The sequence below is a fragment of the Mesorhizobium sp. B3-2-1 genome (assembly GCF_006439515.1).
Taxonomy (GTDB): domain Bacteria; phylum Pseudomonadota; class Alphaproteobacteria; order Rhizobiales; family Rhizobiaceae; genus Mesorhizobium.
Window position 1 is genome coordinate 164,066 of sequence record NZ_VFTI01000003.1, and the last position, 21,498, is coordinate 185,563.

Sequence of the window (21,498 nt, forward strand, 5' to 3'; positions counted from 1 at the left end):
GATGACCACCCCTGTTTCGCCCGAACGCGACACGCGTATCGATGTATTGCGCGCGCTGGCCCTCCTCACGATCTTCATCGACCATGTGCCGGGCACGGCTTTCGAGGCCCTGACCTACAAGAATTTCGGTTTTTCGGATGCGGCCGAAGCGTTCGTGCTGATTTCCGGCATCTCGGTCGCGCTCGCCTACGGCACGAAATTCCGACCGGGAGGCCGGCTTCTGGCGACCTTGAAGATGTGGCGGCGGGCGGGCGTGCTCTACGCCGCCCATATCGTCACTACGATGGTGGTGATGGCCCTGTTCTGCGCCGTGGCGGTGTTTGCCAAGCGGCCGGAACTGCTGAAACTCATCAATATCGAGCCGCTGATGAAGAATACGCCGCCAGTGCTGGTCGGCATTGTTACGCTCGGCCACCAGCTCGGCTACAACAACATCCTGCCGGTCTATGCGGCGCTGCTTTTGATGGCGCCGGCATTCGTCCTGTTCGTCAGCTACAGGCCCGTCGCGGCGCTCGTCGTATCCGGCACGCTGTGGCTCGTGGCCGGAATCTGGCAGATCGCGCCGCCCAATTACCCCGAGCCCGGTTTCTGGTTCCTCAACCCGCTGTCCTGGCAGTTCCTGTTCAACATCGGCCTTGCCGCCATGCTGCATGTCAGGCGCGGCGGTGTCATTCCGGTCAACCGCTGGCTGATCGGCGCGGCCACCGCCTATGTGCTGGCGGCGCTGGTGTGGGTGCATAGCCCGCTCTGGGGACATATAACGTGGTTCAACCTGCCGGTGGTGATCGGCGGCTTCGACAAGACCTTCCTGTCGCTGCCGCGGCTGTTGCACATCCTGGCGGTCAGCTACCTCGTCGTCGCCCTGCCGGTGCTCTCCAGCCTGTTCCGCACCAGCGCCGACCATCCACTGGCGATACTGGGCAAACGATCGCTGCCGGTCTTCATTGCCGGCACGGTGATCGCCATGGTCGCTCAGGTGATGAAGGTGATCAATCCAGGCGGATTCGTCTATGACAGCCTACTGATATCGGCCGGCATTGCCATGCAGTTCGCGCTCGCCTTCTATCTCGAATGGCTGTCGACCATCGGCGGTTCGGGCAAGGCCCGTACGGTCCAAAAGGATCCCGCGCCGGCTGCGCCTTTCGGCCTCTCTGCCGTGGCAAGAGCCAATCGGTAGGCGGTTCGGGGGCGGTTCAGCCGCGGGGCTGGCCCGACGAGCCCCGCACGATCAGTTCGACCGGCAGCTGCTGCCGGCTGACCGGCCCGTCGCTCTCCAGGATCGCCCTGACGGCAAGGCGGCCCATCTCGGCGATCGGCTGGGCAATCGTGGTCAATGGCGGCTCGGACACTGCGGCTTCCGGAACCCCGTCGAAGCCGACGACGGAAATATCGTCAGGCACGTTGAGCCCGCGTGCGCTAAGCCATTCCAGCGCCACCAGGGCTATTCTGTCCGACATGGCCAGGATGGCGGTGGGCGGCGCGTCGGAGGCGAAGATGGTTTCGAGGCCCGCCTTCGTGCTCGCCACGTCGTTGGCGGTCTCGTAGACGGGCACTTTGGATGTATCGATGCCAACCCGCGAAAGCTCCCGGAGATAGCCGGTGAGGCGGTCGCGCGTCCCTGCATAGGTTGCGGCCCGGACCTGTTCGGCCGAAACAAGGCCTGTCCTGTCGTCGACGAAGGGCAGCGCCAGGACGGCGAAGCGGCGATGTCCGAGATCGGTGAGATGGCGGGCCGCCATGCCGGCGCCGGCGATGTTGTCGACACCGATCGCGGCGACCGACCCGTCCTCGGAATCGAGGTCGAGCGCGACGAAGGGCAACTTGCGTTCGCGTGCCAACTCCACCAGGCGCGAGCCGCCTTCGATGCAGAAGACGATAAAGCCGTCGACAAGGGCGCTCTGGATGTTCCAGGCAAGCTGCTCGTTGTTGGCGGCCGAGACCAGGGAAATGCCGGCTCCCGTAGCATCGCAGGCCTGCGAGATGCCCGCCATCATGACGCGCGCGAACGGATCGTCGAAGAAATAGGAGAGGGGCTCGGCTGTGGCAACGCCAATGGCGTTGACCTTGCCGGCGCGCAGCAGCCGGCCCTTTGGATCGGGCCCGCCATACCCCATCGCCTCGGCGGCCGCGCGAACGCGTTCGCGCACTTCCTCGCGTACGATCTCGGGTCGGCTGAATACGTTGGACGCCGTGCCGTGGGAAACACCGGCGGCCTTGGCGATGTCGGCCAGCCGTACGGGTCGTCGATTGCCTGCGGTGAGTGACGCCATTTGCGCGTGCCTCCTGACATGCATTTAGCACGTTCCTGGGCCGCATCTAGTATTTTCGTTGGATCGATTCAAATTTTGCTTGACCGGAGCGGGTCGAATATCTATCTTTGAATCGATCCAAAATGCGGATTTGTTCCACTGTGTGACCTCGGAGGGAATGATGCATCCCATCAACTATCTGTTCGAAGACATCGATCGCAACGACTGGAGGATCGGGTCGGCGAACAGCAGCCGGAAGCGCCGCGACAAAACCAGTCCGTGGATCCGCGACTTGCGCTTCCTCGTAGGGCGCAAGCGTAGCTGACCGGCATTTTCCTTTTTGTGCTTGTGATTGGATCGATTCAATTGGAAGGAGAAAAACGTGCATCCCATCCAGCATCTGTTCGAAGATATTTATCGCAACTACTGGGGCATCATGCCTGCCGCCGAGCGGCCAGAAGCAAGGCGCCTGAAGAAGCCGGCCGCGCGCAATCGTGATCTGCTGATCCGCCCCGAACGTCGACGCTGATTCCTACTGGATTGAACCTCAGGAACGTGGGGGTGCCAGGGCAGAAATTGCTATCGCTAGCCAGCCGACGATGAGCAAGGTGCCTCCGATTGGCGCCGACATCGGAAACAGTCTCGATCCCAGGAAATCGCGGGCGAGAAGATCGCCCGCGAAGAGCAGCAGCCCGGCGAGCAGAACGAGGCTAGCGATGCGCAGCCAGCGGTTTGCGCCGATAAGGCCAATGGCGAGAAAGACCGGCGCATGCATCAGGAGGAACGACGCGGCCGTGCCGGTGAAGGCGCCGCCGCGATGCGCGGCCGCTGCCGAAAGCGCCACCCCCGCCGCGCCGACGAGGCCGCCGGCAAGCACGAGGAGGCGGTTGCCGTTAGGGTCGGCGAGGTTCATGGTCGGCGTGCTCCTTCTGCGGGTCGGGTAAGTCTCAGGGCTTGTCCGCTTCCAGTGCCATATGCCGCGTCCGCCGCGACTGGACAATCCAGTTGTAGACGGCACCGAGCACCATCAGCACCGATGTGCCGAGAAACACCGCCGGCATGCCGAAATGGCCGCCGACAAAACCGCCGGCCAGCGGTCCCGCGACCTGCCCGACATACTGCGCCGAGATCGCCAAGCCAAGCACGTTGCCGCCGACGCCGTCTGGGATGTTGTGCCTGATGACACTGGTGATGCAGGGCAGGAGGCCGCCCAACGCCACGCCCATCAGGAAACGCAGGCCGATGAGCTGCCAGCCGTTGGTGACAAAAGCCTGCGGGATGAGCAGCAGCGCCGAGACCGCCAGCGCTCCCACGACAACGTTCCAGTGCCCGATCCGGTCTGCGAGCTTGCCGAGCCAGGACGCCGACAGGATGGTGCCGAGCGCGGCCGCCGACATCACAACGCCGGCGACGAGCGTCACCCGGCCCTGGTCCTCGATGAGCTGCTGCACATAGACGGTGATGATAGGCTCGATCGACATCGTGGCGAAGGCGAGCAGCATGCCGGTGGTCAGCATGGCCACCACCGGGCGCTTGTCCGGGATCTGCGACCAGCCGCTTTTCGGCTTTGCCGCCGGCGCGGCTTTGGCCGCCCTCGGGCGCGGGTTCTCCTTGATGAGGAAGGTCGTCGCCAGGAAGGCGAGGAAGATCACCCCGCCTGACAAGAGGAAGGTGGCACGAATCCCGATCACCGGCGGCAGCACGCCGCCGAGCAAGGGACCGACCAGCGAGCCCGCCGTGATGCCCGCCGACAGGACGCCGAGCGCCCAGCCGGAGCGCTCCTTCGGCGTCTGCATGGCCACCAATATGGTCGAACCCGAGGAGTAGCCGCCGGCGAAGCCGATCAGCAGGCGCAGCAGAACCAACTGCCAGACCGTCTCGACCATACCCGTCAGCGACATGCAGATCGCCATGCCGAAGGAGGCGCGTACCAGCATCACCTTGCGGCCATAGCGGTCGCCCAGGCGTCCCCACAACGGCGCGACCATTGCCGCGGCGAAGAAGGTGGCGCCATAGGCGATGCCGGACCACTGTACGATGGCGGCATGACCCTGTGCGCCGAGCTGTTCGACATAAAGCGGCAGGAAGGGCAAGAGCAGGGTCATGGCGATGAGCGTGCTGAACGAGCCCGCGAAACAGACGGCGAGATTGCGTCGCCAGTGGATATTGTAACCGCTTTGCTGCGTGTCTTCCTGTGCCATGTCCTGCCTGCCCGGTATCGGCGCTTGTTGCGGATACCGTTTTGGGATACCAAAGTGGTATCCGTCATGAACTTCAAGCCGGTCGCTGTCAATGCGGCTTCGGAAAGGACGCGCGATGTCGCAGATGCAGAATGTCGAACGGCAGCTTCGCGAGATGATCCTGGCGCTCGAGATCGGGCCGGGAGAGCGGCTGACCGAACGCTGGATCGAAGGCCAATTCGGCGCCTCGCGTACGCCGGTCAGGGCGGCACTGCTGCGGCTGGAGACCGAGGGACTGGTCGGCAGGGACGGACGCGGCTGGACGGTCTCGCCCATTAACCTCGCCGAGATCGAGCAGATCGCGGTCTATCGCGAGGCGGTCGAGGTCGCGGCGCTGCGGCTGACATGCGGGCAAGCCGACAAGAGCGCTGTCGATGTCATCGAGGCGATGCTCGATTCCTGCGACGAAAACACGCCGCGCGAGGAATGGCATCGTGTCGGCATGGATTTTCACATCGAGCTGGCGCGGCTATCCGGCAACGAATTCCTGTTTCGGGCGGTCCGTGACGCCATGACGCGCCTGTCGCGCGCCCGCTGGCTGGAAGTGCGTGACGAAACGGCCCTCGGCCGTGCCTGGCTCGAACATCGCGCCATCCTTGCGGCGACACGCCTTGGTCAGGCCGATGAAGCCGCGCGGCTGCTGTCGGCCCACATCGTCGGCAGCCGTGACCGGCTGGTGACGTCGCTTGCCAGCGACCGACGTGGCCTTCGCGCCAGGGGATTTGCCGTCGTCGCCGCTTAATGCATGTCGCCCGGAAGTGTCCTCGGTTCCGGGATAACGACATGCATAAGTCAGAAGCTTACAGCAGGTCGGGCGAATTCTATTCGCCGCGACATGCTGTAGTGCGGCCCATGCACGGCAGCGTTCGCCGGAAAAACAGGCGGCGTCTGACGCGAAGCGCACTTTCGGCCTCGCTTCAAGCAAGCCGATGGCGTAAGAGCGGCGATGGAAAACAATCGGTTTGAAACGCCCGTGACCGTCAAATCCGTCACGGCGGGAAGCACTCAGCTCTTGCGTTCGGCAAGGGAGGCTTCCGATTACCTTCTCAACAGCTGGCCCGGGAAGCGCAGCGCCAAGCATCGCGCGGCGCTGCAGGCCTGCCACGATGCGCTCGCCGGCGACAAGCCGGCGATGAATGCCCGACGCGCTTTCATCGCCGCGGCGCGGGAGGTGGATGTTTTCATCAGCGACAAGGCGCCAGTCTGACATAGGCTGACACCGACAATTCGCATTGAGGCACGGCCCGCATTCGCGGGCCGCATGCCGTTACTCCTCGGTTTCGGCCTCCGTCTCGGTCTTGGGCTTCGAACGTTCGCGCGCGGCAACCTTGGCCGCCAGCTTTTCAGCCTTCTTGGCTGCTTTCTGGCGGTCGCGCTCCTTGCGTTCCTGATCGTAGTTTGGTGCTCGCGCCATATCGGCTCCTTTTGTCACTGCCTTGCGGCCCTGACCCTGCCTAGGAGCATTAGCCGTCAAACACAACAGCCGAAGCGACAATGCGTGGATGCTGGTGTCGAAGAGATGCGGGGGCTTGCCAGATGGGCGCCACAATGATGTAGGAAGTGCGGGGCGCCAATGAATTGAGAGCTGCCTGTTTATTTTGATCAAGTGACCGATGGCCACAATTTCGCGGACCGCAGCAAGAGTTTTCTACTATGCGAGAAACGCCGCGCGCGATGTCGCTCCGCAGGCGCTGTTTCGCGCCAGGCTGGCCGGCCGTCTCGAAAGGGCCAGGCTTTCCGGTGAGGCGGTGCGCCGCAGGCTGAACTACTACAACAAGCTGCAGGATGGGTTCGCGCCAAGCGGCAATGCCGTGCGCATCGGCAAACTGCCGTTCACCCCGACCATGTACTATTACGACCTGAAGGAATTCGCCCGCTACTTCGATCCCGGTTTGTTCATCGACCTCGAATTCGGCGATGTCAGGAACGTGCCGAAGATGCCGACGATCGTCAAGGATCGGCCGATCCGTGATGACGACAAGAACGCGATCATCATGAAGCTCGACAAGTTTCGCCATTTCCAGATGCCGGCTGACACCATCTCGTTCACCGACAAGCTGCCGGCCGTGGTCTGGCGCGGCGATCTCAACAATCCGATCAGGACAAGATTCCTCAAGGCTGTGCGCGATCTGCCGTTCTGCGATGCCGGGTCGCACAAGCCGAACGCGCCGGCGGAATATGCCAAGCCCTTTCTCAGCATTAGCCAGCACCAGCGCTATCGCTACATCGTCTCGCTCGAGGGCAATGACGTGGCGACCAACCTCAAATGGATCATGAATTCCAACTCGCTCTGCATGATGCCGCCGCCGACCTATGAGACATGGTTTGCCGAGCGGCAGCTCGTGGCGAATGTCCATTATGTACCGCTCGAAGCAGACTTCTCCAATCTTGCCGAACACGTCGCATATTTCGAACGGAATCCGGCGAAGGCAGAGCGCATCGTCGCCGCCGCGAACGCCTATTGCCGCACATTCGACGACGAGCGGGCCGAACAGGCGATCTCCCTGCTGGTGCTCTACAAATATTTCGTGCTCTCGGGTCAGATCAAACCTGATGCCGAGGTGTGGCGCTACATAACGGGCTAGTTGCCGGTGCATCCCCCCGGCGCGCCTCGTCAAGGCCGGCGCCATCTGTTCGGGCACTGCCGGAAAGCGTGGCCCAACGATGCGCAATCATGCCGCCGGAACCATCCCGGCTGTTGTCTGTTTAGTGGCGCTTGTTTTAGATTACGAGAACGATGGCCACCATAAAACGAACGACGGCAAGGGTCTTCTACTATGCGCGAAACGTCATGCGCGATATCGCACCCCAGGCGATCTTCCGACGACGGCTGGCGGGCCGCCTGGAACAGGCCAGGCTCTCGGACGAGGCCGTGCGCCGACGGCTGAATCACTACAACAAGCTGCAGGACCCTTTTACGCCAGGCCCGGATGCGGTGCGCATCGACCAGATACCTTTTGAACCGAGCATGTACTATTACGACCTGAGGGAATTTGCCCGCTATTTCGATCCGTCATTGCTCATCGACCTGCAGTTCGGCGACGTCAAAGGCGTGCCAAAAGTGCCGACGCTCGTCAAGGATCGGCCGATCCGCGCCGACAACGGCAGCGCTGTCATTATGAAGTTCAACAAGTTCCGCCACTTCCACATGCCCGCCGACGCCGTCGCCTTCGCCGACAAACGCCCGGTCGTGGTCTGGCGCGGCGACCTCAACAATCCGATCAGGACACGGTTCCTGGATGTCGCGCGCGACTTGCCGTTCTGCGACGCCGGTTCGCACAAGCGCAGTGCGCCGGCTGAATACAGCAAGCCCTTCCTCAGCATCAGCCAGCACCTGCGCTATCGCTACATCGTCTCGTTGGAGGGCAATGACGTGGCGACCAACCTCAAATGGATCATGAATTCCAACTCGCTCTGTCTGATGCCGCCGCCGACCTACGAAACATGGTTTGGCGAGAGCCAGCTCGAGGCCGGTGTCCACTATGCGCCGCTCGAGCCGGACTTCTCCGATCTCCGTGAAAAGGTAGATTATTTCGAGCAGCATCCGGCCGCGGCGGAGCGCATCATCGCCGCTGCCAATGCCTATTGCCGCAAATTCTCCAATGAACAGGACGAGCAGGCGATCTCCCTGCTCGCCCTCTACAAATATTTCGTGCTCAGCGGCCAGATCGAACCCGATGCCGAGCTCTGGCGGTTCATCGGCAGCTAGCTCTCGCTCTTGGCCTGACACCGATCAGATATCGCTGCGGTCGAGAACCATGTCGGCGGGGCCGAAGCGATCCTTCGCCGTCAGTTGCTGGTGCCAGTAGGGGTAGAGCAGGGGCGGCCGGCTGACCGCGTCGAGGCGCTGGCGTTCCTCGCTGCCGAGCTCCAGGGCCGCGGCCGCGAGGTTGTCCTTGAGCTGGACGTCATTGCGGGCGCCGATCACCAGCGAGGAGACGGCAGGGCGGCCGAGCAGCCAGGCAAGGGCCACTTGCGCCGCCGATACTCCACGATCCCTGCCGATCTCGACCAGCACATCGACGATCCGCCAGAGCCGGTCCTCGTCGCGGATCGGCGGCTCGGACCAGCCGGCGAGCTGGCGGGCGGTCGGGCTGTCGCGGCGGTATTTGCCCGACAGCAGGCCGCCGGCGAGCGGACTCCAGACCAGCACGCCCAGCCCCTGGTCGACCGAGATCGGCAGCAGCTCGTACTCGGCCTCGCGCGCTTCCAGCGTGTAATGGATCTGCTGGGTGACGAAGCGTTGCTGGTGACGGCTGTCGCTGACGGAAAGTGCCTTCATCACCTGCCAGCCGGAATAGTTGGAGCAGCCGATGTAGCGCACCTTGCCCTGGCTGACCAAAGTGTCGAGCGCCGCAACGGTTTCCTCGAGCGGGGTGAGGCCGTCCCACTCGTGGACGAAATAGATGTCGATGACATCGGTCTTCAACCGCTTCAGGCTCTTCTCGCATTCGCGGATCAGATGATGGCGCGACAGGCCCTCGTCGTTCGGGCCCTTGCCGATCCGCATCCGCGCCTTGGACGCGATCAGCACGTCGTTCTTGCGTTTGCCGCCGAGCGCTTCGCCTATGATTTCTTCGGACAGGCCGTTCGAATAGACATTCGCGGTGTCGATGAGGTTGATGCCGGCGTCGATGCACATGTCGATCATCCGCTTGGCTTCGGCGAGATCGCTGTTGCCGACCGCGGCGAAGGGCCCGGCGCCGCCGAAGGTCATGGTGCCAAGCGTCAGTGTCGAAACCTTCAGGCCCGAACGGCCAAGGGTGCGGTATTCCATGTCAGATCCTCACGATTTTGTTGAAGAGGCGTGCCGCCAAGGAGCAGGCCTGGAACGCGACGGGGGATTTGTAGGACAATTCGTTCGGCTTGTCGCCGTGCGATGACGTCGATGGATCATACATCGCGGAATTTGCAACGGCCGCAATCGCGCCCGGGCTGCAATAAAACCGTCACTGCCGGCCTATATTGAAGTCGGCTCAGGTGTTTCCATTCCAGGCCGCTGGCCAGCAATTGGGGCGCCCAGTGGTAACCGACAGGGCTTGCAAGCGGAGCAGTTGATATGACCGAGCTGAAACAGAATTCCCCTGCCAAGGACTGGCTCGAAGCCGAGCTCGCCGACACGCTCGACGAAGATTATGAGCTCGAATTGTCGGAGCCGGCGCTGTCGATGGAGATCGCCAAGATCTACAAGAACTCGCATCCGCCTTCGATCGATCGGATGCAGTATTTTCGCGACCTGATCAGCCTCCAATCCGAATTGATCAAGCTGCAATCCTGGGTCGCCTATCACAGGAAGAAACTAGTGGTGATTTTCGAAGGCCGTGACTCCGCCGGCAAGGGTGGCGTCATCAAGCGCATTACCCAGCGGCTCAATCCGCGCATCTGCCGCGTGGTGGCGCTTCCGGCGCCGACCGAACGCGAGAAGTCGCAATGGTATTTCCAGCGCTATGTCCCGCATTTGCCGGCAGGCGGCGAGATCGTGTTGCTCGACCGCTCCTGGTACAACCGCTCCGGCGTCGAACGGGTGATGGGCTTTGCCAACCCCGAGCAAGTCGAGGAGTTCTTCCATGACGTGCCGGAGTTCGAGCGCATGCTGGTGCGCTCGGGTATCACCGTGGTCAAATACTGGTTCTCGATCACCGACGAGGAACAACAGATGCGCTTCCTGATGCGCATCCACGATCCGATGAAGCAGTGGAAGCTGTCGCCGATGGACCTGCAGTCGCGGGTGCGCTGGGAACAATACACCAAGGCCAAGGAGGAGACCTTCGCCCGCACCAACATCCCCGAGGCGCCCTGGTTCATCGTCGAGGGCAACGACAAGAAGCGCGCGCGCCTGAACTGCATCGATCATCTGCTGAAGCAGCTGCCGTACGAAGACGTGCCGCACGAGGAGATCACGCTGCCGGAACGCGTCTTCAACCCCGAATACGAACGCCAGGTTCTGCCGCGCGAACTTTACGTGCCGGAGAAGTATTGAAATAGAGATTCCCTTTCTCCCCGTATAGTGACGGGGAGAAAGGGCTCTAAAGTCTTTCGCTTCCTATGCCCTCTTGATGACCACGTGCGCAGCAAGTTCCGTTGCCACATGCTCCGTGCACTGATAGCCGAACTTGGGCATGTCGAGGCCGGCAAAAAGGTTCTCGCCCCTGCCAAGCAGCACCGGCGAGATCGCCAGGTGCATCTCGTCGATGAGTTTCTCCTGCAGATATTGCCGGATGGTGGAGACGCCGCCGCCGACCCGCACGTCCTTGCCGCCGGCCGCCGATTTCGCCTGCTCGAGCGCCGAATGGATGCCGTCGGTGACGAAATGGAAGGTCGTGCCGCCTTCCATGGCTATGGGCGCCCGCTTGTGGTGGGTCAGTACGAAAACAGGCACATGGTACGGCGGGTTGTCGCCCCACCAGCCCTTCCACTTGTCGTCAGGCCATTCGCCCCGGATTGGGCCGAACATGTTGCGGCCGAGGATCCAGGCGCCGAGGTTCTCGAAGCTGCGCGCCGCAAAGTCTTCGTCGACGCCCGTCTCGCCACCTTCCTCGCCAAACATCTTGCGGAAGGTGCGGGTGCTGAAAGCCCATTTGTGCAGGGCCGGTCCGCCGACACCGAGTGGATTTTCCAGGCTCTGTTCGGGACCGGCGCCGTAGCCGTCGAGGGACAGGGTGAATGCGTTGACGCGCAATTTGGACACTGGATGCTCCTCGATAGCTGATCTTATTTCGCAAGCAGTTTATTTTAACAAGCAGATTGCGGAATACAACCGGGATTTCCAAGGAACACGAAGGCTCCTGCCAGATATTGCCGCAAGACGATATCCGGATCGTCTACCGGGAGTTGGACCTGGGCGGCCACGGCCGCCCGATCATCGGAGATTTCCATGAAGCGGAGAAGAGAACTGGCAAAAATCGCTTGCCGGTGCCTGAAAGGGTAGGGGCTACCCTTTCAGCATTTTCGCCACTTCGGGAGCGAAATAGGTCAGGATGCCGTCGCAGCCGGCACGCTTGAAGGCGAGCAGCGATTCCAGCATCGCCTTCTCGCCGTCGATCCAGCCATTGGCGCCGGCCGCCTTGATCATCGAATATTCGCCCGACACCTGGTAGGCGAAGGTGGGCATCTGGAATTCGTCCTTCAGCCGGCGGATGATGTCGAGGTAGGGCAGGCCGGGCTTGACCATCAGCATGTCGGCGCCCTCGGCGATGTCTTGTTCGGCCTCGCGCACCGCCTCGTCCGAATTGGCGTGATCGATATAGTAGGTCTTCTTGTCGCCCTTGAGCAGGCCGGCGGTGCCGACCGCTTCGCGATAGGGGCCGTAGAAGGCCGAGGCGAATTTGGTGGCGTAGGACATGATCGCCACGTCCTGAAAACCGTTGGCGTCGAGTGCGTCGCGGATGGCGCCGATACGGCCGTCCATCATGTCGGACGGCGCGATGATGTCGGCGCCGGCGGCAGCCTGAATGACGGCCGCCGCCGCGACCTGTTCCACGCTTTCGTCATTGACGATGATGCCGTCACGCAGGATGCCGTCATGGCCATGGCTGGTGAATGGGTCGAGCGCCGCGTCGGTGATGATGCCGATCTCGGGCACCGCGTCCTTTATCGCGCGGGTGGCGCGGTTGATGACATTGTCGGGGTCGAGGATGTGGGAACCGGTCTGGTCGCGCAGGCCGAGATCGACATTGGGGAAGGTGGCAAGAGCCGGAATGCCGAGCTTGGCCGCGCGTTCGGCCTCCTTGACCGCAAGGTCGACCGACAGGCGAAAGACGCCGGGCATGGCGGCGATCGGTTCGCGGACATTCCTGCCCTCGACGACGAAGATCGGCCAGATCAGGTCGTCGACCGAAAGCCTGTTCTCCTGCACGAGCCGGCGCGACCAGTCGGCCTTGCGCATGCGGCGCAGGCGGCGGCTGCCGGTGACGTCGTCGACGCTGCGCGCGCCGGCAGGTTTTGCTGGGGTGAATTTGTTCATGGCCAAAACTCCGGATCGGCAGCTTTTACCACGAGCCCTTGGTGCTGACCAATGCGACACGTTTGTGCCAGTGTCGAAAGCTGCCACAGCGCTGTCCCTCCACGCCTGTTGGGTCAGGGGTGCCCATTGCCCGAAAGGATCTGTGCCGCGCCTCCGATTGCCACACGAAACGCCTCGTCGAAGCTGACACCGCGCACCTGCCAACGATAGGTCTTGCCGTGATCGGCCAGTCGCCAATCGGCGATCCAGCCTAGCTCCTCATCGCTCCATACGATGCTGCCGGCGAGCGCTCGGTCGCCTCCGGCTTGTTTGGCCAGCCGATCCAGTTTCGCCATGTCGGCCGCCCGCAGCGCTTCTTCGCCCAGGTCGCTCAGCTGTGCGGCCTTCGGAAAGACAACATGCATCAGCATCGGACCGGTGGCATTGACGAAAGATTCGCGCATTGTCTCGCCACGCCCTTCCTCGGCGGTCAGAACGAAATGCCGAGCGCCTTGTTCAGTCGTGAGAAAGACGGTGAGCGTCGGCCGTTCGCCAAGCCAGGGCCTGCTGCCGAGCGACGCCAGCAGCTTGTCGATCACATCAGGTTTGTAGAAGCAGGTGAGATCATGCGGCCGGTCATGCGTGCCTTGCTCGTCATGGATCGGAATGCCCTCCAGCCGGTCGCGGTAGCGAAAGCTGTCGACAAAGCTGCCGGCCTTGTCGCGCAGCGCGTCCATTTCGCGTCTGGCAAGCAGCCGCTGATCGCCGGAAACCCGGATCAGAACTTTGTCGAGGCAAATCCTGAAGCCGATCTGGCGGTTTTCTTCACCCTGGCCGGTGACGATGGTCTGCGATTGGTAAAGGTCGCCAACGTCGGCTGCCGTGACGGGAACATTGGTTGCCCACAAAGCAGACAGGCAAGTCAGAACAAGGACAAGGCGCAAAAACTGCGGCATGGCTCACTATCCCGCTCGTGGCCTGTCGTAATGGCCGCCAACATCTAGCATCGGCTACCGCTTGCCGCCAAGACCGCGGCCGACAGGCCGCTGCCATTGACGCACCCATGCGCCGCCTTTAGCACTTCAGTCCCGCAGGCGCGGGGACAAGGATTCTCTGGCGATGGATTTTGGTGGAGGCGACGAAATTCGCTTCGAAAGGTTGGGCAGGGCCGGCGTCGTCACGCTGACGCGGCCGCAGGCGCTCAATGCCGTTACCCATCGCATGGTCAAGGCGCTGGACAAGGCTCTGCGGTCCTGGGAGCGCGACGACGGTGTGGATGTCGTCGTGGTCAAGGCGGAGGGCAGGGCATTTTCGGCCGGAGGCGATATCCTGCACATCTACGAAGCCGGCCGGGCCGGAAAGCCGCCGGTCGAGTTCTTCGCCGACGAGTATCGGCTCAACGCCTACATCGCCCGTTTCAAGAAACCCTATGTGGCGCTCGTCGACGGCATCGTCATGGGCGGCGGGGTCGGCATTTCCTTTCACGGTTCGCACCGGGTGATGACCGAGAATGCGCAGTTCGCCATGCCGGAGGTCGGCATCGGCTTTTTCCCCGATGTCGGCGCCAGTCATCTGCTGCCCGACCTTGGCGGTTGCTTCGGCATGTATCTGGCGCTGACCGGCAATCGCATCCGCTATGGCGATGCGCTGTGGTCGGGGCTGGCCACCCACACCATCAAGGCCGAAGACCAGGCAAGCGTCCTCGACCGCCTAGCGCTGACGGGCGATCCGGAATCGGTGCTGCGCGGTTTCTTTGTTCCGGCCAAGCGGGAGACCGACAGGCCGATCCTGGAGGCGATCGCCCGCCATTTCGCCCAACCGTCGCTGCCGGATCTCATCGACAGCCTGGATCGCGCGGGCAAGGACGAATTCGCGGCCGGTACGCTGGCGACGATCCGCATGCGCTCGCCGACCAGCCTTCGCGTCGCCTGGCGCCAGATCAGCGCCGGGCTGACATTGTCGATGGACGACTGCATGAGGATGGAGTTCCGCATCCTGAACCGCATGCTGGCCGGCCACGATTTCTACGAAGGCATCCGCGCCGCCATCATCGACAAGGGCTCGAAGCCGCAATGGCGGCCGGCTAAGATCGATGCGGTCAGCGAGGCGGATGTAGAGGCCTATTTTGCCCCGCTCGGCGATCGGGAGCTTGGGCTGTGAGCGAGGTGACATCGAGACGCGTGGTCCTGCAGCCCTCGACGGTCGAGGTGATCTTCGCCTGGTTCCAGCGCGTCATCGCGGGCTACTGCCTGATGTTCGGCGTCCTGTACTGGATCAAGCTGATCGGATTCTATCCGGGCTCGCTGTGGCGCTTCGACCTCATGCCGGTGCATTGGCAGGTGGCGGCGGTGATGCTCGCCGTGTTCTTTCCCTTCGCCGCGGCCGGGCTGTGGATGCTGGCATCCTGGGGTCCGGTGATCTGGTTCATATGCGCGGTCACCGAGATCGTCATGTATGCCGGCTTTCCCGAGCTTTTCGGCCATCGTCCCCTGATCATCGTCTCGCATGCCTGCGTGGCGCTGCTCTACATCGTCTTTCGCGTCGTCATCTACCTGCAGAAACGCCCGGCACGGCACTAGTGCATGTCGCCCGGAAGTGTTTTCGGTTCCGGGATAACGACATGCATAAAATCAGAAGCTTACAGCAGGTCGGGCGAATCCTATTCGCTGCGACATGCTGTAAGCCACTGTACGCATTGATGAGCTGGCGATCGCTCGAATCCGCGCCGGCGATCATTGCCTAAATCTTTAGGTTAATCATCCTTGCTCGGGTGACCGTTCGTTAAGCGTCTTGCGAAACCTCTTACCGGTAAGCTCTTGTTAGCCCTAGCGTTTAAGTCGAATTTTATGAGTATTCGATAGTGTCGCGATCAAGGTGAAAAACAAAAAATCACCAGGGCGACAAACGAGAGGCAAAGACAATGATCAATTCGCGTCCGGCGGCGAAGACCGCCAACGTTTCCGACGATCGCCGCGAGGCTATCCGTTCCCTGTACATGGAATCGCTGCAGCTGGTCGAGCGTTTGCACCGCCGTCTGCTCGATGTCATCAAGGACGAATTCGACCGCAACGGCCGTTCCGACATCAATGCCATCCAGGCGTTGCTGCTCTTCAATATCGGCAATTCCGAGCTGACCGCCGGCGAACTGCGCTCGCGTGGCTACTATCTCGGCTCGAACGTCTCCTACAATCTGAAGAAGCTGGTCGATCTCGGCTTCATCAACCACCAGCGCTCGCGCATCGACCGCCGTTCGGTCCGCGTCTCGCTCACGCCGAAGGGCAATGAAGTGGCTGATGTGGTCGCCGGCCTCTATGAGCGTCATGTCGGCTCGATCGAACAGGTCGGTGGCATCAACACCGACGAGTTCAAGCAGATGAACCGCGCCCTGCAGCGGCTCGACCGCTTCTGGAACGACACCATCGCCTACCGGATGTAAGACCATCCAGGAAACTGAGCCGCGCCGCAGAAGCGTAGCCATGACAGCGACCTCCAGTCAGGGCCGGTGCCGAAAAGCACCGGTCTTTTCTTTCTTGCATCCGGCCAAAGCAAATTACGGGCCAAGGCCACGTTGCCGCCATATTCCAATGGAACCGAGAGTGGCAGTGATGCTGTGGTGAAGACCATGCGTCCACCCGCAACCGCATCGCGCCTCTTGGCTTTGTCGCCAATGTGATACGGACCATGGTTGGCTAATTGTTAAGATTGCCGATTTTAGAGTGCGGGCGAGATCGCGCGATGATCGACGCAGCAAGTGATCGAACGCTACAAGAATGTCTGGAACGTCCATGAGAACCAGCCGCCGCCTTTTCCTTTCCGGAGCCTCCGCGCTCGCCGCCGCCGTAGTGGCCGGTCGTGCGAATGCGCAGGATGTGATCGGGGATATCCTGAAATCCTCGGCGCGCGGCAACTGGGATGATCAGTTCGACGCGCGCGCCAGCGAAGGCGGCAAGGTGGCCTCGACGCTGCCGATCTTCAGCCCGCAGACCGTCGCCTTCACCGAGCAGGCGGTCGCGCAGTATCAGAATATTGTCGGGCAGGGTGGCTGGACAGACGTTCCCGCGACCAAGAAGCTCGAGCTCGGCGTCGACGATCCGGATGTAGTGCCGCTGCGCAAGCGCCTGATGATTGCGGGCGACCTGTCGCAGAGCGCCGGCATTTCGACGGCTTTCGATTCCTATGTCGACTCGGCGGTCAAGCGCTTCCAGTTGCGCCATGGCCTGCCGGCTGACGGCTCGATGGGCAAGTACACCTACGCCGCGATGAACGTGTCGGCGCAGATCAGGCTCGGCCAGCTGCAGACCAACCTGCAGCGGCTGAAGGAGAAGGCCGGCACGCTGGGCAGCCGCTATGTGCTGGTCGACATTCCGGCGGCGCAGGTCGAAGCGGTCGAGAACGACCGCGTCGTGCTTCGCCACACCGCGATTGTCGGCAAGATCGATCGCCAGACGCCGATCGTCAATTCCAAGATCAACGAGATCATCGTCAACCCGTACTGGAACGCACCGGTCTCGATCGTGCGCAAGGACATCATTCCGCTGATGCGGAAGGATCCCGACTATCTCAAGAACAGCCATATCCGCCTGTTCGCGCCCGATGGCAGCGAAGTCGATCCGATGAATGTGGACTGGTCGACCGACGATGCCGCCAAGTACCGCTTTCGTCAGGATCCCGGTTCGGAAAACGCCATGGCGTCGGTCAAGATCAATTTCCCGAGCCCCGACGGCGTCTACATGCACGACACGCCGCAGCAGAGCCTGTTCGGCAAGATGATGCGCTTCGATTCGTCGGGCTGCGTGCGCGTCCAGAACGTGCGCGACCTCGTCACCTGGATCCTGCGCGACACGCCCGGCTGGGATCGCCAGCATTTCGAGGCGGCTATCAAGACCGGCCAGAACACGCCGATCCAGGTCACCAACCCGGTGCCGGTGCATTTCCTCTATCTCTCGGCTTGGTCGACAGGACCCGGCGTCGTCCAGTTCCGCGACGACGTCTACGCGCTCGACGGCGCCAGCGAGCTGCAGATCACGTCTTCGCTGTAACAGGCTGATATTTTTGCAAAAAAGCCGCCCTCAGGGCGGCTTTTTCGTTGCGGACGCCGCCAGATCCAGTCATTCGGCCGGCTGGACGAAGCTCCGGCGATTGGCGATGGTCGGCAAACAGCCGGATTCGTGCCATGGACGTCGCCATTTTCATTCTCGTCGTGCTCGTCTTCGTGGCTCTGTCCGGCGCGCTCGTCCGGCTGGTTCGGGTGCCGCTGCCGGTGCTGCAGATCGCCATCGGCGCGGCCCTGGCCTGGCCCGCCAAGGGCCTGCATGTCGAGATCGATCCCGAACTTTTCCTGCTGGTGTTCATCCCGCCGCTTCTGTTCGGTGACGCCTTCGCGGCGCCCAAACGCGAACTCGTCGCCTTGCGCGGACCCATACTCGATCTCGCCATCGGGCTCGTCTTCTTCACCATCGTCGGCTTCGGCTATGCCTTGCACTGGCTGGTGCCGAGCATTCCGCTCGTCGTCGCTTTCGCGCTGGCCGCCGTGCTGTCGCCGACCGACGCCGTGGCGGTGTCCTCGATCGTCGACAGGAATGTGGTCCCGTCCCGGCTGATGCACATATTGGAGGGCGAGTCGCTACTCAACGACGCTTCGGGCCTGGTCATGTTCCGCTTTGCGGTGGCGGCGGCATTGACCGGCAGCTTCTCCTTCGCGGGAGCCTCGCTCAGCTTTCTCTACGCCGTCGCCGCCGGCATCCTGGCCGGTGTCGCGGCCCTGTTCATCGCCGCCAGGGCGCTGCAACTGCTCAACCGCATCGGCGGCGTGCCGGCCGAGGCGCAGGTTCTCGTCATGATCCTGCTGCCTTTCGTCGCCTATCTCGGCGCCGAGCATGTCGGAGCCTCGGGTGTCCTGGCGGCGGTGACCGCCGGCCTCCTGACCGGGGTCACCGGCATGTTCCGTTTCCTCGGCGTGTCGGCGCGCATGCAGACCCTGTCTCTGTGGGGGACGCTCACTTTCGTCTTCAATGGCGCTCTCTTCATTCTGCTCGGCCTGCAGCTTCCCGACATCATCCGCAAGGTCCCGCCGGAATTGTCCAGCCGGCATTGGCTGATCGAGCCGGTGGCGACGGTGCTGATCCTGACGCTCTGCCTGATCGGGCTGCGCTTCCTGTGGATCTGGGTCGGCGACATCGCCCAGGCGATCGCGGCGCGTCTCGGCAAGCGCAAGGCCGAGCCGTTCGGGTTTCGCGTCCGGCTCGCCGGCTCCGTAGCCGGCGTGCGCGGCGCCATCACATTGGCGGGCATCCTGTCATTGCCGCTGGCTTTGCAGGATGGCTCGCCATTTCCGGCACGCGATGTCGTGATCTTCCTTGCCGCCGGCGTCATCATCTGCTCGCTCGTGATTGCCAGCTTTGCCTTGCCCAGGATCGCGCGGGGACTGGTCGAGCCGGGCGAGGATCCGGCCGCGGCGGAGGAGCGCCGGGCGCGCGTCGGCGCCGCCAATGCGGCGATCGCCAGGATCGAGAGCATCGCCAACGAGGCAGGCGAGGGCGAGGCGGTCGAGGCGCGGCTGGCCGTCGCCGACAGCATCGTGGCAGGTTACCGCAGGCGCATCGCGGCTTCCGACGAAGCCGACGAGGCCCGCGCCGAGGCTCGCGAAGCCGGCAGGCTGGAACTGGAACTCAGGGCGGCGGCCATCGAAGCCGAGCGCGCCGCGCTACGCGATATGTTCCGCAGCCAAGAGATCAATGATCACACGATGCGCGCCCTGTTTTCCGAAATCACCTTGACCGAGGCCTTGCTGAAGCAGCGGCGGGACAGGAAATAGCGGTCTGCCGGTCCTTTGCCGCAAACCGGCCAGCAAATTTCGCGCCGCAAACGTGGCGAGCCCAAAACAACTGTGTTAATGGCCGGCGAACGCAATGCATGTCGCCCAGAACCGTCCAGTGGTTTGGGACGACGGCATCCAAGAATTTACCCTTCCAACCCCGGGGAACTCAGGCCATGGCAACAGCAGCGGCGGCGTCCAACAAATTCGAATCCTTCTTCGAAACCACTTTGGAAGATGCCGATCCGGAGATCTTCGGCGCCATCCGCAACGAACTCGGTCGCCAGCGCCACGAGATCGAGCTGATCGCTTCGGAGAACATCGTCTCTCGCGCCGTGCTCGAAGCGCAGGGGTCGATCATGACCAACAAATATGCAGAGGGCTATCCGGGCAAACGGTACTATGGCGGCTGTCAATTCGTCGACGTGGCCGAGGAACTGGCCATCGAGCGCGCGAAAAAGCTGTTCGGCTGCAACTTCGCCAACGTCCAGCCGAATTCCGGCAGCCAGATGAACCAGGCGGTGTTCCTGGCGCTGCTGCAGCCCGGCGACACCTTCATGGGCCTCGACCTCAATTCCGGCGGGCATCTCACACACGGCTCGCCGGTCAACATGAGCGGCAAGTGGTTCAAGGTCGTCTCCTATGGCGTGCGCAAGGAAGACCATCTGCTCGACATGGACGCCATCGAAAAGACCGCGCACGAGACCAAGCCGAAGCTGATCCTGGCCGGCGGCACAGCCTATTCGCGCATCTGGGACTGGAAGCGCTTTCGCGAGATCGCGGACGCGGTCGGCGCCTATCTGATGGTCGATATGGCGCACATCGCGGGCCTCGTCGCTGGCGGCGTGCATCCCTCGCCCCTGCCGCACGCCCATGTAGTGACGACCACCACGCACAAATCGCTGCGCGGCCCGCGCGGCGGCATGATCCTGTGCAATGACGAGGATATCGCCAAGAAAATGAACTCGGCGGTGTTCCCCGGCCTGCAGGGCGGCCCGCTGATGCATGTCATCGCCGCCAAGGCGGTGGCCTTCGGCGAAGCGTTGAAGCCGAGCTTCAAGGTCTATGCCGAAAGCGTCGCCGCCAATGCCAAGGCGCTGGCCTCCAGCCTAAAGGAAACTGGACTGGACATCGTTTCCGGCGGCACCGACAACCACCTGATGCTGGTCGACCTCAGGCCCAAGAACGCCACCGGCAAGCGCGCCGAGGCGGCCCTTAGTCGCGCCAACATCACCTGCAACAAGAACGGCATCCCCTTCGATCCGGAAAAGCCCTTCGTCACTTCGGGCGTACGGCTGGGCACGCCGGCCGGCACCACGCGCGGCTTCGGCCAGGCCGAATTCCGTGAGATCGGCAAGCTGATCGCCGAGGTGCTGGATGGGCTCAAGGTCGCCAATTCCGACGAAGGCAATGCCGCGGTCGAGGCTGCGGTCAAGGCCAAGGTCGTTGCATTGACCGATCGGTTCCCGCTCTATCCCTATCTCGGTTGACCATCCTTATCCCGGTTGACCATCCTATCTCGGTTGACCGGGCGCGAAGCGTCATCTTTTATCCACCGGCGGTGCGTCACCCATGATCGGGTGACGCATGGAACTGGAGAATTGATGATGCGCATTTTTTGTCTTGCCTCACTCGGCGCCTTCGGCTGGCTGGCTGCTTGCGGGCCTGTCTTGGCGCAGACGCAGCCCGCCCCGGACATGCCAGCCACCAGCACTTTCGGCCGCTGGACCACCATGGTCGATACGCTCGACACCGGCCAGGACGCGCACAAGACCTGCGCCGCCTCCAGGGCGTTCTTCGACGCGGGTGGCAATTCGGGCACGCTGACATTGTCGATCTCGACGGGCGATGCGCTGCCGCCCGATGCTTATCCGGCCGTCATGATCACCATCGACAACCGGACCCTGCCGACCGACAAGAAGATCGCGGCCATTTTCGGCGATCCCGGCGTCAAGGTTTCCGCGACGGTCTACTCCAACGATGCCGTCAATGGCCGTCCCAGCTGGACGATCGACAACCAGGCCAAGACAAGTCTCGCGCTGCTGCGGGCCATGCGAAAAGTCACATCGCTCGACGTCACCTTCGGCAAGCAGGCCGTCGCCAGCATTCCGATGGACGGTTTCACGAAGGCCTATCGCAATCTCGGCACATCTTGCGGCTTCCCAACCAAGGACGTTGCGCCTTAACGGCTTGGCGGGCAGGGGGCTATGGACATTCTCTGGAAAGGGGCATTGCCGTCTGGCTGCTTGCCGC

23 protein-coding genes are annotated in these 21,498 nt (G+C 62.6%); 15 read left to right on the forward strand and 8 right to left on the reverse strand.

The window, feature by feature from the left end; translation table 11 throughout:
* Window position 1 precedes the first annotated feature (1 nt).
* Window positions 2-1,177, forward strand: coding sequence for an OpgC family protein (locus tag FJW08_RS04400; RefSeq protein WP_140809119.1), 1,176 nt, complete (start codon window positions 2-4; stop codon window positions 1,175-1,177).
* A 16-nt stretch (window positions 1,178-1,193) separates the two neighbouring features.
* On the opposite strand, the gene FJW08_RS04405 is transcribed toward FJW08_RS04400, so the two are convergent.
* Window positions 1,194-2,270 (reverse strand): substrate-binding domain-containing protein, encoded by a 1,077-nt coding sequence (locus FJW08_RS04405; protein ID WP_140809121.1) that lies wholly within the window; start codon window positions 2,268-2,270, stop codon window positions 1,194-1,196.
* 160 nt (window positions 2,271-2,430) lie between these two features.
* Between FJW08_RS04405 and FJW08_RS32295 the strand changes: the two genes are divergently transcribed.
* Window positions 2,431-2,574, forward strand: coding sequence for a hypothetical protein (locus tag FJW08_RS32295; protein WP_181182833.1), 144 nt, complete (start codon window positions 2,431-2,433; stop codon window positions 2,572-2,574).
* Between the two features lie 57 nt (window positions 2,575-2,631).
* Entirely contained in the window at window positions 2,632-2,778 is a 147-nt protein-coding gene (locus tag FJW08_RS32300) for a hypothetical protein (protein ID WP_181178258.1), read from the forward strand.
* Between the two features lie 18 nt (window positions 2,779-2,796).
* On the opposite strand, the gene FJW08_RS04410 is transcribed toward FJW08_RS32300, so the two are convergent.
* Window positions 2,797-3,162 (reverse strand): DUF423 domain-containing protein, encoded by a 366-nt coding sequence (locus FJW08_RS04410; RefSeq protein ID WP_140809123.1) that lies wholly within the window; start codon window positions 3,160-3,162, stop codon window positions 2,797-2,799.
* A 34-nt stretch (window positions 3,163-3,196) separates the two neighbouring features.
* Window positions 3,197-4,450: a multidrug efflux MFS transporter gene (locus FJW08_RS04415; RefSeq protein WP_140809125.1), complete on the reverse strand. Its 1,254-nt coding sequence runs from the start codon at window positions 4,448-4,450 to the stop codon at window positions 3,197-3,199.
* Between the two features lie 115 nt (window positions 4,451-4,565).
* Between FJW08_RS04415 and FJW08_RS04420 the strand changes: the two genes are divergently transcribed.
* A complete protein-coding gene (locus FJW08_RS04420) occupies window positions 4,566-5,231 on the forward strand; it encodes a GntR family transcriptional regulator (RefSeq protein WP_140809127.1) in 666 nt (221 codons plus the stop codon).
* A gap of 204 nt (window positions 5,232-5,435) precedes the next feature.
* Complete coding sequence (locus tag FJW08_RS04425) at window positions 5,436-5,696, forward strand: DUF982 domain-containing protein (RefSeq protein ID WP_140755425.1); 261 nt, start codon at window positions 5,436-5,438, stop codon at window positions 5,694-5,696.
* Window positions 5,697-5,756: 60 nt separating this feature from the next.
* Here FJW08_RS04425 and FJW08_RS04430 read toward each other — a convergent pair whose 3' ends face one another.
* Window positions 5,757-5,903: a hypothetical protein gene (locus tag FJW08_RS04430; RefSeq protein ID WP_140809129.1), complete on the reverse strand. Its 147-nt coding sequence runs from the start codon at window positions 5,901-5,903 to the stop codon at window positions 5,757-5,759.
* 199 nt (window positions 5,904-6,102) lie between these two features.
* Here FJW08_RS04430 and FJW08_RS04435 point away from each other — a divergent pair, with 199 nt between their 5' ends.
* Together FJW08_RS04435 and FJW08_RS04440 are read left to right on the forward strand one after the other, a co-directional pair.
* Window positions 6,103-7,074 carry a glycosyl transferase family 90 gene (locus tag FJW08_RS04435; RefSeq protein ID WP_140809131.1) on the forward strand — a complete coding sequence of 324 codons (972 nt, stop codon included), beginning with the start codon at window positions 6,103-6,105 and terminating at the stop codon, window positions 7,072-7,074.
* 152 nt (window positions 7,075-7,226) lie between these two features.
* Complete coding sequence (locus tag FJW08_RS04440) at window positions 7,227-8,198, forward strand: glycosyl transferase family 90 (RefSeq protein ID WP_140809133.1); 972 nt, start codon at window positions 7,227-7,229, stop codon at window positions 8,196-8,198.
* A gap of 24 nt (window positions 8,199-8,222) precedes the next feature.
* Here FJW08_RS04440 and FJW08_RS04445 read toward each other — a convergent pair whose 3' ends face one another.
* Window positions 8,223-9,266, reverse strand: coding sequence for an aldo/keto reductase (locus FJW08_RS04445; RefSeq protein ID WP_140809135.1), 1,044 nt, complete (start codon window positions 9,264-9,266; stop codon window positions 8,223-8,225).
* A 282-nt stretch (window positions 9,267-9,548) separates the two neighbouring features.
* Between FJW08_RS04445 and ppk2 the strand changes: the two genes are divergently transcribed.
* Window positions 9,549-10,469 carry a polyphosphate kinase 2 gene (gene ppk2, locus FJW08_RS04450; protein ID WP_140809136.1) on the forward strand — a complete coding sequence of 307 codons (921 nt, stop codon included), beginning with the start codon at window positions 9,549-9,551 and terminating at the stop codon, window positions 10,467-10,469.
* A 63-nt stretch (window positions 10,470-10,532) separates the two neighbouring features.
* On the opposite strand, the gene FJW08_RS04455 is transcribed toward ppk2, so the two are convergent.
* The 3 genes from FJW08_RS04455 to FJW08_RS04465 all read right to left on the reverse strand — a co-directional run bounded on the left by FJW08_RS04455 (window position 10,533) and on the right by FJW08_RS04465 (window position 13,387).
* Window positions 10,533-11,177, reverse strand: a complete 645-nt coding sequence (locus FJW08_RS04455; RefSeq protein ID WP_140809137.1) for a dihydrofolate reductase family protein — start codon at window positions 11,175-11,177, stop codon at window positions 10,533-10,535.
* A 243-nt stretch (window positions 11,178-11,420) separates the two neighbouring features.
* A complete protein-coding gene (gene hemB, locus FJW08_RS04460) occupies window positions 11,421-12,452 on the reverse strand; it encodes a porphobilinogen synthase (protein WP_140809139.1) in 1,032 nt (343 codons plus the stop codon).
* 113 nt (window positions 12,453-12,565) lie between these two features.
* Entirely contained in the window at window positions 12,566-13,387 is an 822-nt protein-coding gene (locus FJW08_RS04465; RefSeq protein ID WP_140809141.1) for a DUF2066 domain-containing protein, read from the reverse strand.
* A 163-nt stretch (window positions 13,388-13,550) separates the two neighbouring features.
* Here FJW08_RS04465 and FJW08_RS04470 point away from each other — a divergent pair, with 163 nt between their 5' ends.
* The 7 genes from FJW08_RS04470 (at window position 13,551) to FJW08_RS04500 (ending at window position 21,431) form a co-directional block, all read left to right on the forward strand.
* Complete coding sequence (locus FJW08_RS04470) at window positions 13,551-14,591, forward strand: enoyl-CoA hydratase/isomerase family protein (RefSeq protein WP_140809143.1); 1,041 nt, start codon at window positions 13,551-13,553, stop codon at window positions 14,589-14,591.
* Window positions 14,588-15,010 (forward strand): DUF6163 family protein, encoded by a 423-nt coding sequence (locus FJW08_RS04475; RefSeq protein ID WP_140755405.1) that lies wholly within the window; start codon window positions 14,588-14,590, stop codon window positions 15,008-15,010. The genes FJW08_RS04470 and FJW08_RS04475 overlap by 4 nt, the downstream gene beginning before the upstream one ends.
* 341 nt (window positions 15,011-15,351) lie before the next feature.
* The gene (locus FJW08_RS04480) at window positions 15,352-15,867 is read left to right on the forward strand and encodes a winged helix DNA-binding protein (RefSeq protein ID WP_013896002.1); all 516 of its coding nucleotides are present in this window, start codon (window positions 15,352-15,354) and stop codon (window positions 15,865-15,867) included.
* Between the two features lie 349 nt (window positions 15,868-16,216).
* On the forward strand, window positions 16,217-17,470 hold the full coding sequence (locus tag FJW08_RS04485; RefSeq protein ID WP_140755403.1) for a L,D-transpeptidase family protein: 1,254 nt from the start codon (window positions 16,217-16,219) through the stop codon (window positions 17,468-17,470).
* A gap of 134 nt (window positions 17,471-17,604) precedes the next feature.
* Complete coding sequence (locus FJW08_RS04490) at window positions 17,605-19,245, forward strand: Na+/H+ antiporter (protein WP_140809144.1); 1,641 nt, start codon at window positions 17,605-17,607, stop codon at window positions 19,243-19,245.
* A 176-nt stretch (window positions 19,246-19,421) separates the two neighbouring features.
* The gene (gene glyA, locus FJW08_RS04495; RefSeq protein WP_140809146.1) at window positions 19,422-20,735 is read left to right on the forward strand and encodes a serine hydroxymethyltransferase; all 1,314 of its coding nucleotides are present in this window, start codon (window positions 19,422-19,424) and stop codon (window positions 20,733-20,735) included.
* A 114-nt stretch (window positions 20,736-20,849) separates the two neighbouring features.
* Entirely contained in the window at window positions 20,850-21,431 is a 582-nt protein-coding gene (locus FJW08_RS04500) for a hypothetical protein (RefSeq protein ID WP_246682204.1), read from the forward strand.
* Window positions 21,432-21,498: the final 67 nt, after the last annotated feature.

What these genes read in the sequence shown, in the direction of transcription:
- FJW08_RS04400 (WP_140809119.1), top strand. Translation starts at nt 2, where the DNA reads ATGACCACCCCTGTTTCGCCCGAACGCGACACGCGTATCGATGTATTG.
- FJW08_RS04405 (WP_140809121.1), bottom strand. Translation starts at nt 2,270, where the DNA reads ATGGCGTCACTCACCGCAGGCAATCGACGACCCGTACGGCTGGCCGAC.
- FJW08_RS32295 (WP_181182833.1), top strand. Translation starts at nt 2,431, where the DNA reads ATGCATCCCATCAACTATCTGTTCGAAGACATCGATCGCAACGACTGG.
- FJW08_RS04410 (WP_140809123.1), bottom strand. Translation starts at nt 3,162, where the DNA reads ATGAACCTCGCCGACCCTAACGGCAACCGCCTCCTCGTGCTTGCCGGC.
- FJW08_RS04415 (WP_140809125.1), bottom strand. Translation starts at nt 4,450, where the DNA reads ATGGCACAGGAAGACACGCAGCAAAGCGGTTACAATATCCACTGGCGA.
- FJW08_RS04420 (WP_140809127.1), top strand. Translation starts at nt 4,566, where the DNA reads ATGTCGCAGATGCAGAATGTCGAACGGCAGCTTCGCGAGATGATCCTG.
- FJW08_RS04425 (WP_140755425.1), top strand. Translation starts at nt 5,436, where the DNA reads ATGGAAAACAATCGGTTTGAAACGCCCGTGACCGTCAAATCCGTCACG.
- FJW08_RS04430 (WP_140809129.1), bottom strand. Translation starts at nt 5,903, where the DNA reads ATGGCGCGAGCACCAAACTACGATCAGGAACGCAAGGAGCGCGACCGC.
- FJW08_RS04435 (WP_140809131.1), top strand. Translation starts at nt 6,103, where the DNA reads ATGGCCACAATTTCGCGGACCGCAGCAAGAGTTTTCTACTATGCGAGA.
- FJW08_RS04440 (WP_140809133.1), top strand. Translation starts at nt 7,227, where the DNA reads ATGGCCACCATAAAACGAACGACGGCAAGGGTCTTCTACTATGCGCGA.
- FJW08_RS04445 (WP_140809135.1), bottom strand. Translation starts at nt 9,266, where the DNA reads ATGGAATACCGCACCCTTGGCCGTTCGGGCCTGAAGGTTTCGACACTG.
- ppk2 (WP_140809136.1), top strand. Translation starts at nt 9,549, where the DNA reads ATGACCGAGCTGAAACAGAATTCCCCTGCCAAGGACTGGCTCGAAGCC.
- hemB (WP_140809139.1), bottom strand. Translation starts at nt 12,452, where the DNA reads ATGAACAAATTCACCCCAGCAAAACCTGCCGGCGCGCGCAGCGTCGAC.
- FJW08_RS04465 (WP_140809141.1), bottom strand. Translation starts at nt 13,387, where the DNA reads ATGCCGCAGTTTTTGCGCCTTGTCCTTGTTCTGACTTGCCTGTCTGCT.
- FJW08_RS04470 (WP_140809143.1), top strand. Translation starts at nt 13,551, where the DNA reads ATGGATTTTGGTGGAGGCGACGAAATTCGCTTCGAAAGGTTGGGCAGG.
- FJW08_RS04480 (WP_013896002.1), top strand. Translation starts at nt 15,352, where the DNA reads ATGATCAATTCGCGTCCGGCGGCGAAGACCGCCAACGTTTCCGACGAT.
- FJW08_RS04485 (WP_140755403.1), top strand. Translation starts at nt 16,217, where the DNA reads ATGAGAACCAGCCGCCGCCTTTTCCTTTCCGGAGCCTCCGCGCTCGCC.
- FJW08_RS04490 (WP_140809144.1), top strand. Translation starts at nt 17,605, where the DNA reads ATGGACGTCGCCATTTTCATTCTCGTCGTGCTCGTCTTCGTGGCTCTG.
- glyA (WP_140809146.1), top strand. Translation starts at nt 19,422, where the DNA reads ATGGCAACAGCAGCGGCGGCGTCCAACAAATTCGAATCCTTCTTCGAA.
- FJW08_RS04500 (WP_246682204.1), top strand. Translation starts at nt 20,850, where the DNA reads ATGATGCGCATTTTTTGTCTTGCCTCACTCGGCGCCTTCGGCTGGCTG.